Below are 11,726 nucleotides of genomic sequence, written 5' to 3' on the forward strand. Positions count from 1 at the left end.
TTGCAGCGTCTCCACCTGAAGCGAGCCTGAAGCTGCCGCGCCTTGGCCACAACCACCCGACATGCGACTGCTGCTGCTGGAAGACGACGACATCCTGGGAGAGGGCCTGCGTGACTTCCTGCGGAGCGAGGGTCACCGCGTGGACTGGTGCTGCGACCTGGCGCACACGCAAGCCCTGCGCGACGAGCCGCTCGATGCCCTCTTGGTCGACTGGCAGCTGCCCGACGGCTCGGGCATCGACTGGCTGCGCGCCCGCCGCGCGCGCGGGGATGCCACGCCGGCCATCGTGCTGACGGCGCGGGACCGATTGCGGGACCGCATCGAAGGCCTTGACGGCGGGGCGGACGACTACCTCGTCAAGCCTTTCGCGCCCGAGGAGCTGCTCGCGCGGCTGCGCGCCGTGATGCGGCGCACCGCCGGAGCGGCGACGGACCGCCTGCGTCTCGGCGAGGTCGAGCTGGACTTGGCCGCGCGAACCGCCAGCTTGGCTGGCGAGGCCGTGCCCCTCACCGCCCGCGAGTGGGCGCTGCTGGAGGCCCTCGCGCGGCGAGCCGGTCGGATCGTCGGCAAGCAGGACCTGGAGCGGCTGGTGCTCGGATTCGAAGCCGAGATCGCCAGCAACGCGCTCGAAGTCCATGTCTCCGCGCTGCGCCGCAAACTGGGCCGGTCCCTGATCGAGACTGTGCGCGGCCTGGGCTACCGACTGGTGCCATGAGGAGCACCCCGTCGATTCGGGCGCGGCTATCGAGGACTTTGCTGGCCTGGTCCATCCTGTGGATGGCCGCCGTGTCGGGCGCTGTATGGCTGGCCGTTCAGCATGAAATCGACGAGCAGTTGGACGACCGGTTGGAGGCGGCCGCGGACATGCTCGGTGCGGTGATCCGGCGGGTGCCGATCGAGGGCTGGCGGGCCGCGGCCGAGGTGCCCGTGTCCGCGGAAGTCGACATTCCCTTCGATTGGCAGCTGATCGATTCGGCCGGGCACCTGGTCCTGCGCTCGGCCCTGGCGCCCATGGAGCCCTTTCAGGCAGTGGCGCGGTTCGGGCTGGGCAGCGCCGGAGGGTGGCGGATCTTCGGCCGGATGCTCGACAGCGGGCACATCCTCTACGTGGCCCACGAGCGTCGCGAACGCCGCGAAGCCCAGTTGGAAGTGGCGCTGAGCGCATCCCTGGCCGCACTCGCGATGGCGCTGGTGGGGCATGTGTGGCTGCGGGCGCGCTTTTGGCAGGAACTGCGGCCGCTGCAGGCCCTGTCGGAGCGGCTGGCGGCGCACGACCCCGCCGAAGGGCCGCTGCGGCTCGGCCCGGCGCAACGGTCCGAGCTGGAGCCGCTGCAGCACGCGCTCGACGTGCTGTCCGAGCGACTGGCCGACCGGATACGGCGGGAGGCCGGATTCAGCGCGCACGCGGCACATGCCATGCGCACACCACTGGCCGGCATTGACGCGCAGATCAGCATCGCCTTGCGGGAGGCCCCGACGACGCTGCAGCCGCGGCTGCAGCGTGTCCGCGATGCCGCCCAGCGCCTGCAGCACGTGGTCGCCGCCCTGCTCGGGCTGTTCAGGACCGATGGCGGCCCCCGTCGGGTGAGTTTGGAGCTCGACGACCTGGTGGCCTCGCTTCCGGGCACCTCTTTGGCCGTCGAGGTGCGGCGGCCCGCGCGTATCGAGGCTGACGCCGACCTGTTGACGGCAGCCTTGATCAACCTGATCGACAACGCCCAACGCCACGGTGCGCGCAGCGTGATGGTGAGCGTGCCGCGACCGCAGGTTCTGCGCGTGGACGACGATGGTCACGGCCTCGAGCCGGCACAACGCGAGAACCTCGAACGCGCCCTGGCCGAGGAGGACTACGAGGCAATGCCTGGGCTCGGGCTGGTGCTGGCGGACGTGGTGGCACGGGTGCACGGAGGCGACGTGGCGCTGCCGGTGACCGGCAGCGGCTTCAGCGTCGAGATGAGGCTGGCCGCGCCTGGCGACGAGGCCGTTCCCGGCGCCTGAGACTTCCGGGCCGCCCAGGGCCTGCCGCCGCCCTCATGTGCTGGCTCCCCGTGCGTCGACCCGCAGGATGCGGTCGATGCGGCCCTCGGCCAGGCCGCCGCTGACCGCGACCAGGTGGTCGTGCAGGTTGACCGTCGGGTCGCAGTGGCCCGGTATCAGCCACAGGTGTTCGCCCAGCGCCGGCAGCCGGGGCCCTACCAGGATGCCGTGCTCGTCGCCGCCGTTGCGAAAGCTCAGGCCGCCCGGCTGCCGTGCAGCGAGCACCGTGGGCATGCCCGAATCGATGCTGTGGCTCTTGTGGCCGGCATCGCAGACCGCGTGGGTGGCGGCCACGCTGATGACCTGCGTGCGCACGAACAACGCCTGCTCGAACAAGGGCTGGGCCGGGTCGCGCTCGTTGGCCGCGTAGTCGGCATCCATGAACAGGAACGAGCCGGCCTGCACCTCACCGAAGGCGCCGCTGGCCGCCTCGCACACGAGCGTGCCGGTGCCGGCGCCGGTGACCAGCGGCACCGGCACGCCCTCGGCCTCGATCAGTTTGCGGGCCACCTGCACCTTCTGCACCACCGCGGCGATCGCCTCGCGCCGCTCGAGCGCCGCTCGCAGGTGCTGGGCGCCCCCGTGGTACGCCTGCAGGCCGGCGAAGCGCAGGGGCGCATGGCGCCGGATCTCGTGCACCAGGGCGACCGCACGCGGCCCGGGCGGCAGGCCGCAGCGGCCCTGCCCGACGTCGATCTCCACGAACACGTCGATCACCGCGGGCACGCCGCCCGCCGCCCGCGCCTGGTTCATGGCCTGGGCCAGGCGGTGCACGCCCTCGCCGCTGTCCACCGCGATCGACAGGCGCCCGCCCTCGGCCGCGAGTCGGTGCGCGAGCGCCGCCACCCGCGCCAGCTTGACCGGCGCGATGACCTGGTTGGTGATGTAGATGTCGTGCACGCCGCCAGCGGCCATCACCTCGGCCTCGGCCGTCTTCTGCACGCACACGCCGCAGGCGCCGGCCTGCATCTGCAGCCGCGCCAGCGCCGAGCTCTTGTGCATCTTGGCGTGCGGGCGCCAGCGGATGCCGTGCTTGCGCGCGAACTCGGCCATGCGGTTGAGGTTGCGGTGCATGGCATCGAGGTCGACCACCGCGGCCGGCGTGTCGATCTCGGCGACGCCGCGGCCCACCAGCTTCTTCAGCCGTTCATACGGTGTTCTCATCGGTGGCTTCGCGTTCCAGGTGTTGTGTGTCGGACCAGCCCACCACCGCCAGCTGCCCGCGCGACCAGAGCAGGCGATTGATGGCGCCGTTCTGCAGTTGCCAGGTGCGCGGCGTGTCCACCGCCTGGCCCGTGGCCAGGCGATACAGCGCGTCCAGCACGCCGCCGTGCGCGACCAGCACGATCAGCTCGCCGAGATGGCGCGAGGCCAGCTGGTCGACCGTGCCGCGCACGCGCTCGCGCAGCGCCAGCAGCGATTCGCCGCCCTCGGGTGGGGTCCAGTCGGGGATGCGGCGCCGCCAGTGCAGGGCCTGCTCGGGCCAGGCAGCCTCGATGTCCTTGAAGGTCTTGCCCTCGAACGACCCGAAGCGTCGCTCGCGCAGGCCGGCTTCGGCGACCACCGGGGCGCCTGCGGCCCGGGCGATGGCTTCGGCGGTGTGCCAGGCGCGCATCAGGTCGCTGGCGTAGATGCAGGCGACGGGATCGGCGGCCAGCGCGCGTCCGACGCGTTCGGCCTGCCACCAGCCGGTGTCGTTGAGCGCGATGTCCAGCTGGCCCTGGATGCGCGCGTCCACGTTCCAGGCGGTTTCGCCGTGCCGAACGGCAATGATGCGCGTCGCTTCCATGGGGCGCGATTCTAAGAAGGACGCACCGACAGGACTGTCAGCGCGAGCCGCCGACCTGCAGGTCGACTCGGCGGGGTCCCGGCGGCGGATTCGGGAAACCCTGGAGCGCCGCCTGGAACAGGGCCGGGTACGCGACCGCGTCGTCGAGCCACGGCCCTTCGTTGACGGCGCGCGTTTCGTAGACCACCTGGTTGTTCGACAGGTCACGCATCAGCACGCGCACCTCGCGTCGGTACCAGGGCGACTCGGCACGCGGCCAGAAGGGAGAGCCGAAGCCCAGGCCGACTGCGCCGCCACCCCGGCGTGCTCCGAGGCCCACGCCCCAGCCCCAGCCCCAGCCAGGGTCCCAGGGATCGGCCCACGGCGAGCGCATGCGCTGCAGGCCAGCCTCGACCTGGACCGAGTAGCGCGGCGAGGCGTCGTCCCGCCGCAGGCCCGCCTGGAACAGCGCCGGGTCGGCCATGGCCTCCAGCGCCGATTGCGCCGGTCCGCGCTGCGAGGGCAGCCACTCGAACCGATAGGTGGGATTGGCCGGCAGGGCCGTGAGCGCCGAGAAGGACTGGACCGAGTTGTCCATGCGGTAGCCGGTGGCGCAACCGGCCAGCAACGCGGCGGCGGCGATCAGCAAACCGCCGGTCCAGCGCATCCAGGATCGTGTCATGCAGGCTCCCTTGTTGCCGCGGCGCTGGCCCGTGGCCCGGCGCCTCAGAGACTCACGATCTGCAGGCCCGGGGCGGCCGGGGATGCGGGGAACTCCGGCGGATCGAAGGCCTTGTCACCGTCCTCGCTGGGGACGCCCGTGGCTTGCAGACCTTTGAAATCGTAGTGTGCGGTGTCGGCCAGATGCGAAGGCACGACATTTTGTAAGGCCGAGAACATGTTCTCCAGCCGCCCCGGGTGCTTTCGCTCCCACTCCTGGAGCATGGCCGCGACCTGCTTGCGCTGCAGGTTTTCCTGGCTGCCGCACAACGTGCAAGGAATGATGGGGAATTGCCGGTGGGCGGCCCAGCGCACCAGGTCTTTTTCGGCCACGTAGGCCAGCGGCCGGATCACGATGTGGCGACCATCGTCGCTCACCAGCTTGGGCGGCATGCCCTTGAGCTTGCCGCCGAAGAACATGTTGAGGAACAGCGTCTGCAGGATGTCGTCGCGGTGGTGGCCCAGGGCGATCTTGGTGGCGCCCAGCTCGCCGGCCACGCGATAGAGGATGCCGCGGCGCAGGCGCGAGCACAGGCTGCACATCGTCTTGCCCTCGGGGATCTTGTCCTTGACGATGGAGTAGGTGTCCTGGTTCTCGATGTGGAACGGCACGCCGATGCGACCGAGGTATTCGGGCAGCACATGCGCCGGAAATCCAGGCTGCTTCTGGTCGAGGTTCACGGCCACGATGTCGAAACGCACCGGCGCCCGCTGCTGCATCTTCAGCAGGATGTCCAGCATCGCGTAGCTGTCCTTGCCGCCGGACAGGCAGCACATCACCTTGTCGCCTTCTTCCACCATGCGGTAGTCGGCGATCGCCTGGCCCATCAGGCGGCACAGGCGCTTTTCCAGTTTGTGCGTTTCACGCTCGATCCGGCCGGGTCGGCCAGGGGTTTCGGGGGGTTCGATCCAGACGGCGCTCATGGGCCGGATTGTCTCACCCGGCCTTGTCTTGTCATCTGATGAGCCATGTTTGCGGCACACTCGCCGGTTGCTCAGCCGGACCCTGCCATGACGACGCCGAACGACCCCCGAACCTTCCGACGCATCCTCGTGCGAAACGTCGCGCTGCCCCTGGCGCTGGGTCTCGCCAGCGCCATCGTGTTCATCGCCCTGGTGCTGTACCTGGTGAACACGCTGGAGGCGGTCGAGACCACGGACGAGGCGATCAACCGCGCATACGCCGCCAAGATCCGCGACCTGGAGATGGAGGCCAGCCTGCGCGGCTACCTGATCGCCGGTGATCCGCGCTTCCTCGAACCCTTCGAGAACGCCGTTTCCTCAGGCAACGCGGAGCGCGAACAGCTGCGCCACCTGATGCTCCGTCGTCCCGAGCAACAGGACCGCCTGCGCCGCATCAACGATCTGCAGGAGCGCTGGTTACGCTTTGCGCAGCAGCAGATCGAGCTCAAGCGCTTCGATCGCAACTACAGCCCTGGCGAGCGGCTGGAGGAAGGCCGGCAGTTGCGGCAGGCCGTGCGTTCGGAGTTCCGGCAGTTGATCGCGCAAGAGCAGCGCATCCGGCAGGAACAGGTGGCGCTGGCCAATCGCAATGCGGTCATCGGGGTCATCCTGTTCGTGCTGCTCATGCTCAGCGTGGGCTTGGCCATGGCCTGGCGCGGCTGGCGCGACCTGACCCAGCTCTCCACCCTGTACGACGCCGCCTTCGAGGAGCAGCGCCGGCAGGCCGAGATGCTGCAGGCGCAGGCCTGGCTGCGCGACGGCCAGTCGCAGCTGGGCGAGCGGCTGGCCGGCGAGCAGGCGCTCGGCGGCGTCGCCCATGGCGCGCTCGAGTTCCTGTCCCGCTACCTCGGCATGGCCGCCGGCGCCCTGTACGTCCCTGATTCGGGCGGCATGCTGCGGGCCGGCACGTGGGGCTGGTCCCCCGAGGCCGAGGGGGCCGGCTCGCACCTGCCCGCCGACCGCAGCCTGGTGGGGGAATGCGCCACCGAGCGGCGCGTCATCGCGCTCGATTCGGTGCCGCCGGATTACCTGCGGGTGAATTCGGGCCTGGGCCACTCCACGGCGCAGTCGGTCCTGCTCGCCCCCGTGCTGCACGAAGGACAACTGCACGGGGTGATCGAGCTGGGCCTGCTGCGTGCGCTGCAGCCGCGCGACGTCGAACTGGTGCAGGCGATCGGCAGCCACCTGGGCGCGTCGATCCAGGCCGCCCAGAACCGCCGCCGCCTGCAGGACATGCTGGCCGAGACGCAGCAGCTCAACGAAGAACTGCAGGTCCAGCAGGAGGAGCTTCGCACCAGCAACGAGGAGCTGGAGGAGCATGCCCAGGCACTGAAGGAATCGCAGGCCAGCCTGGAGAACCAGCAGGCCGAGCTGGAGCAGACCAACCTGCAGCTGTCCGAGCAGACCGAGAAGCTGGAACACCAGCGCGACGAGCTGCGCCGTGCGCAGTCGCAGCTTCAGGCGCGAGCCGAGGAGCTGCAGCGTGCCAGCCGCTACAAGTCGGAGTTCCTGGCCAACATGTCGCACGAGTTGCGCACGCCGCTGAACAGCGCGCTGATCCTGGCGCGGCTGCTGGCGGACAACCCGCAGGGCAACCTGAGCGAGGAGCAGGTCCGGTTCGCCGAATCGATCCACGATTCCGGCAACGACCTGCTGGCGCTGATCAACGACGTGCTGGATATCGCCAAGGTGGAAGCGGGCAAGCTGGAGATCCGCCCCGAGGTCAGCGTCCTGCGCGGGCTGGTCGAAGGACTGCGCAACCAGTTCGAGCCGCTCACCGAACGCAAGGGCCTGCGCTTCGAGCTGAACATGGCGCCGGACGTCCCCGGCACCTTGTTCACCGATTCGCAGCGGCTGGAGCAGATCCTGAAGAACCTGCTGTCGAATGCCGTCAAATTCACCGACCAGGGCAGTGTCGAGCTGTCGGTGCGGCGCGAGGGCGAGCAGGTGCTCTTCGCCGTGCGCGACAGCGGCATCGGCATCGATCCCTCGCAGCACGAGCTGATCTTCGAGGCCTTCCGCCAGGCCGACGGCACGGAGAGCCGACGCTTCGGTGGCACGGGCCTGGGCCTGTCGATCTCCCGCGACCTGGCGGGCTTGCTGGGCGGCACGCTGGGCGTGGACAGCGTGCCGGGCCAGGGCAGCACCTTCACCCTGTCGCTGCCGCTGCAGTACCAGGGCCCGGCCGAATCCCCGCCCCCCGCTTCCGCGGCACATCCGGCGGCGCCGACCACACCCCCCGCGGCCGCCCCGGCGTCGCCGGCCGTGCCTGCCTCGCCCGTGCCGCAGCCGGCCCCGGCCTTTCCAGACGATCGGGCCGATCCGCCCGGGACACGTCGCACGGTGCTGGTGATCGAAGACGACGAGGCCTTCGCCCGCATCCTGTTCGACCTGGCCCACGAGCTGGGTTACCGGTGCCTGGTGTCGCACCACGCGGAGGCCGGCATGCAGCTGGCCATGGAGCAGCAGCCGCAGGCGGTGCTGCTGGACCTGCGCCTGCCCGATGGCAGCGGGCTGTCGCTGCTGCAACGCCTGAAGGACGAGCCGCGCACGCGACACATCCCGGTGCACGTGGTGTCGGCCGAGGACCGGGCCGAGACCGCGCTGCAGATGGGCGCGATCGGCTACGCGGTCAAGCCCGCCACTCGCGCGCAGCTGCGCGACATCTTCGAGCGACTGGAGACGAAGCTGAGCCAGAAGGTCAAGCGCGTGCTGCTGGTCGAGGACGATCCGCGCCAACGCGAGAGCGTGTCCCACCTGATCGGCGACGACGGCGTGGAGATCACGGCGGTGGCCGAAGGCAGCCAAGCGCTGCAGGCCCTGACCCACTCCGTGTTCGATTGCATGATCATCGACCTGAAGCTGCCCGACATGAGCGGACAGCAGCTCCTCGAGCGCATGGCATCCGGCGAAAGCCGCTCCTTCCCGCCGGTGATCGTCTACACCGGCCGCGATCTCGACCGCGAAGAAGAAGCGCAGCTGATGCGCTATTCGCGCTCCATCATCATCAAGGGCGCTCGCTCGCCCGAGCGGCTGCTCGACGAGGTGACGCTGTTCCTGCACCAGGTGGAGGCCGACCTGTCGAGCGAACGGCAGACGATGCTGCGTGCCGCGCGCAGCCGTGACCGCGCGTTCGAAGGCCGACGTATCCTCGTGGTGGACGACGACGTGCGCAACATCTTCGCCCTGACCAGCGCGCTGGAGCACAAGGGCGCACGGGTGGAGGTGGCGCGCAACGGCGTGGAGGCCCTGCAGCAGCTGGGGCGCCCGGACACCGCGTTCGACCTCGTGCTGATGGACATCATGATGCCGGAGATGGATGGCTACACCGCGATGCGCGAGATCCGCCGGAATTCGCGCTGGCAAAAGCTGCCGATCATCGCGATCACGGCCAAGGCCATGCGCGACGACCAGGAAAAATGCCTGGCGGCCGGGGCGAGCGACTACCTGGCCAAGCCGATCGAACTCGAGCGTCTGTTCTCATTGATTCGCGTGTGGATGCGGAAGATATGACCCCCCCGAAGCGGCCTTCGGCCGCCTCCCCCCAGGGGGCGCAACCAGCGGCCCGGCGAAGCCGGTTCCGCGGTAGCCGCTGGAGCGGGCAGCGCCTTGCGGCGGCTGCCCTGGCGGGTCACGCGCGCCGGCTGCCTGGTGTGGCTGCCGCTTGCATCGGGGAGGGGCATGACGCTGGTTGACATCGAGGTGCGGCTGCTGGTGGAGGCGATCTACCTGCGCTGGGGGCACGACTTTCGGGACTACTCGATCGCCTCGCTGCGGCGGCGGGTCGAGCACGCGCGCGAGCAGATGGGGGCACCGAGCATCACGGCGCTGCAGGAGCGGATGCTGCGCGATCCCGAGGCCTTCCAGCAGTTGCTGCAGCACCTCACCGTGCCGGTCAGCGAGATGTTTCGCGATCCGCCGTACTTCCTGGCGCTGCGCGAACAGGTGGCGCCGGTGTTGCGCACCTATCCGTCGATCAAGGTCTGGGTGGCTGGCTGCAGCACCGGCGAAGAGGCCTATTCGCTGGCCATCCTGCTGCGCGAGGAAGGCCTGCTGCCGCGCACCATGCTGTACGCGACCGACATCAACACCGCCTCGCTGGAGCGCGCCCGCAAGGGCATCTACCGGCTCGATTCGCTGCAACTGTTCACCCACAACTACCAGCGCGCGGGCGGCAAGGAAAGCTTTTCCAACTACTACACCGCGCATTACGGCAACGCCGTGCTCGACCGCGAGCTGCGCGAGAGCATCACGTTCGCCGACCACAGCCTGGCCACTGACAGCGTGTTCGCCGAGACGCACCTGGTGTCCTGCCGCAATGTGCTGATCTATTTCAACCGCAAGCTGCAGGACCGCGCGCTCGGGCTGTTCCACGAGTCGCTCACGCACCGCGGCTTCCTGGGGCTGGGATCGAAGGAGACGCTCGAGTTCTCGGCCTGGGGCTCCAGGTTCGAGCCCGTCGCCCGGCGCGAACGCATCTATCGCAAGCTCAAGGAGGCCGGCTCATGAACGCCACGCCATCCACGCCGCCCGGCGGGCTGCAGGCGCTGGCCATCGGCGCGTCGGCCGGGGGCATCGATGCCCTCATGGTCATCCTGGCCTCCCTGCCAGCCGAGACCCGCGTGCCCATCGTGGTGGTGCTGCACCTGCCGGCCGGCCACGACAGCCAACTGGCCGAGATCTTCGGGGCCCGGCTCCCCCTGCAATCCTGCGAGGCCCAGCCGGGCGAGCCGCTCCTACCGGGCCACCTGTACTTCGCGCCGGCGGATTACCACCTGCTGATCGAGCCCGACGGAACGTTCTCGCTCAGTTGCGAGCCGCCGGTCCACTTTTCGCGGCCCTCCATCGACCTGCTGTTCGAGTCGGGCGCCGAGGCCTTCGGTGAACGCTTCGCCGCCCTGGTGCTGACAGGCGCCAACGAAGACGGCGCGCGCGGCCTGGCCCGGGTGCGCGAGTGCGGCGGCCTGGCCCTGGTGCAAGATCCGGCCGAGGCGGCGCACGCCGCCATGCCTCGCGCGGCGCTCGTTCGGGCCGGCGCCGACCAGGTGCTCACGCTGGCCGAACTGCACGACCTCCTGCCCAAGCTGATCTGCCCATGAGTCCTCCTCCGCCACCCGTGAAGATCCTCCTGGTCGACGACCTGGAGGGCAACCTCATCGCCCTGCGGGCGCTGCTGCGCGCCGACGGCCGCGAGGTGTTCTGCGCACGCTCGGGCGAGGAAGCCCTGTCGCTCATGCTCGAGCACGAGTTCGCCCTGGCCATGCTGGACGTCCAGATGCCGGTCATGAACGGCTTCGAGCTGGCCGAGCTGATGCGCGGCACCGAGCGCACGCGCCACATCCCCATCGTGTTCGTGACCGCGGCCGGCCGTGAGCTGAACCACTCCTTCCGCGGCTACGAGAGCGGCGCCGTTGATTTCCTCTACAAACCCCTGGACGCGCACATGGTGCGCAGCAAGGTCGCGGTCTTCGTGGACCTGTTCCGGCAGCGCCAGGCCCTGCAGCACGCGCATGAGGAACTGCAGCGCGCGGTGCGCATGCGCGACGACTTCATGTCCATGGTGTCGCACGAGATGCGCAACCCGCTCAACACGCTGTACCTGCAGGTGCAGCTGCGCAAGCGGATGATCGACGGCGGCAAGCCGCCCGAGCTGGGCACGCTGCGCACGATGACCGAGAGCGACGAGCGGCAGATCCGCAGCATGATCCGCCTGCTCGACGACATCCTGGATGCCTCGCGCATCCGCACCGGCCGCCTTGCCATCGCGCCCGCGCGCATGGATCTGGCCGCCCTGGTGCGCCGCATCGTCGATGCGATGGCCGAGCAGGCCCGCACCACCGGCACGGTGCTGGGGCTGGACGCCCCGCCGCAGCTGTGGATGTACGGGGACGAAGTGCGTCTGGAGCAGGTGGTCACCAACCTGCTGACCAACGCGCTGCGCTATGGCGGCGGCAAGCCCGTGCAGGTGAGCGTGCGCGAGCAGGCCGGCCAGGGCGTGGTGTCGGTGTGCGACAACGGCCCGGGCATCGCCCCGGCCGACCAGGAGCGCGTCTTCGGCCAGTTCGAACGATCGGCCTCGGCCGGGGCGGTGCAGGGCCTGGGTCTTGGCCTGTTCATTTGCCAGCAGCTGGTACAGGCGCATGGCGGCCGCATCTCGCTGCACAGCGAACCGGGCCAGGGCGCCGAATTCACGGTCCGGCTGCCCCTGGGCAGCGCTGGTGCAGCTGGTGCACACTGA

At 69.8% G+C, this 11,726-nt stretch carries 10 protein-coding genes; 6 read left to right on the top strand and 4 right to left on the bottom strand.

Annotated features, from left to right (window positions below; translation table 11 throughout):
- Positions 1 to 61 precede the first annotated feature (61 nt).
- Both JI739_RS15060 and JI739_RS15065 read left to right on the top strand, forming a co-directional pair.
- Complete coding sequence (locus tag JI739_RS15060; RefSeq protein ID WP_201684744.1) at positions 62 to 715, top strand: response regulator transcription factor; 654 nt, start codon at positions 62 to 64, stop codon at positions 713 to 715.
- On the top strand, positions 712 to 1,998 hold the full coding sequence (locus tag JI739_RS15065) for a sensor histidine kinase (protein ID WP_201684745.1): 1,287 nt from the start codon (positions 712 to 714) through the stop codon (positions 1,996 to 1,998). Before JI739_RS15060 ends, JI739_RS15065 begins: the two co-directional genes overlap by 4 nt.
- A gap of 33 nt (positions 1,999 to 2,031) precedes the next feature.
- On the opposite strand, the gene JI739_RS15070 is transcribed toward JI739_RS15065, so the two are convergent.
- From JI739_RS15070 to ttcA, 4 genes are read right to left on the bottom strand one after another with little or no spacing between them, the layout of a single operon-like run.
- Positions 2,032 to 3,201 (bottom strand): DSD1 family PLP-dependent enzyme, encoded by a 1,170-nt coding sequence (locus JI739_RS15070; protein WP_201684746.1) that lies wholly within the window; start codon positions 3,199 to 3,201, stop codon positions 2,032 to 2,034.
- Positions 3,185 to 3,826 (bottom strand): histidine phosphatase family protein, encoded by a 642-nt coding sequence (locus JI739_RS15075; RefSeq protein WP_201684747.1) that lies wholly within the window; start codon positions 3,824 to 3,826, stop codon positions 3,185 to 3,187. Before JI739_RS15075 ends, JI739_RS15070 begins: the two co-directional genes overlap by 17 nt.
- A 37-nt stretch (positions 3,827 to 3,863) precedes the next feature.
- Positions 3,864 to 4,487: a DUF4136 domain-containing protein gene (locus JI739_RS15080; protein ID WP_201684748.1), complete on the bottom strand. Its 624-nt coding sequence runs from the start codon at positions 4,485 to 4,487 to the stop codon at positions 3,864 to 3,866.
- Positions 4,488 to 4,531: 44 nt separating this feature from the next.
- Positions 4,532 to 5,449 carry a tRNA 2-thiocytidine(32) synthetase TtcA gene (gene ttcA / locus JI739_RS15085; RefSeq protein ID WP_201684749.1) on the bottom strand — a complete coding sequence of 306 codons (918 nt, stop codon included), beginning with the start codon at positions 5,447 to 5,449 and terminating at the stop codon, positions 4,532 to 4,534.
- An 87-nt stretch (positions 5,450 to 5,536) separates the two neighbouring features.
- Between ttcA and JI739_RS15090 the strand changes: the two genes are divergently transcribed.
- The 4 genes from JI739_RS15090 (at position 5,537) to JI739_RS15105 (ending at position 11,726) form a co-directional block, all read left to right on the top strand.
- The gene (locus JI739_RS15090; RefSeq protein ID WP_201684750.1) at positions 5,537 to 9,001 is read left to right on the top strand and encodes a response regulator; all 3,465 of its coding nucleotides are present in this window, start codon (positions 5,537 to 5,539) and stop codon (positions 8,999 to 9,001) included.
- Positions 9,002 to 9,169: 168 nt separating this feature from the next.
- Positions 9,170 to 9,997: a CheR family methyltransferase gene (locus JI739_RS15095; RefSeq protein ID WP_201684751.1), complete on the top strand. Its 828-nt coding sequence runs from the start codon at positions 9,170 to 9,172 to the stop codon at positions 9,995 to 9,997.
- Positions 9,994 to 10,587 (top strand): chemotaxis protein CheB, encoded by a 594-nt coding sequence (locus tag JI739_RS15100; RefSeq protein ID WP_201684752.1) that lies wholly within the window; start codon positions 9,994 to 9,996, stop codon positions 10,585 to 10,587. The genes JI739_RS15095 and JI739_RS15100 overlap by 4 nt, the downstream gene beginning before the upstream one ends.
- A gap of 17 nt (positions 10,588 to 10,604) precedes the next feature.
- Positions 10,605 to 11,726: a hybrid sensor histidine kinase/response regulator gene (locus JI739_RS15105; protein ID WP_354003734.1), complete on the top strand. Its 1,122-nt coding sequence runs from the start codon at positions 10,605 to 10,607 to the stop codon at positions 11,724 to 11,726.

The organism is Ramlibacter aurantiacus (assembly GCF_016722895.1).
Lineage (GTDB): Bacteria > Pseudomonadota > Gammaproteobacteria > Burkholderiales > Burkholderiaceae_C > Ramlibacter > Ramlibacter aurantiacus.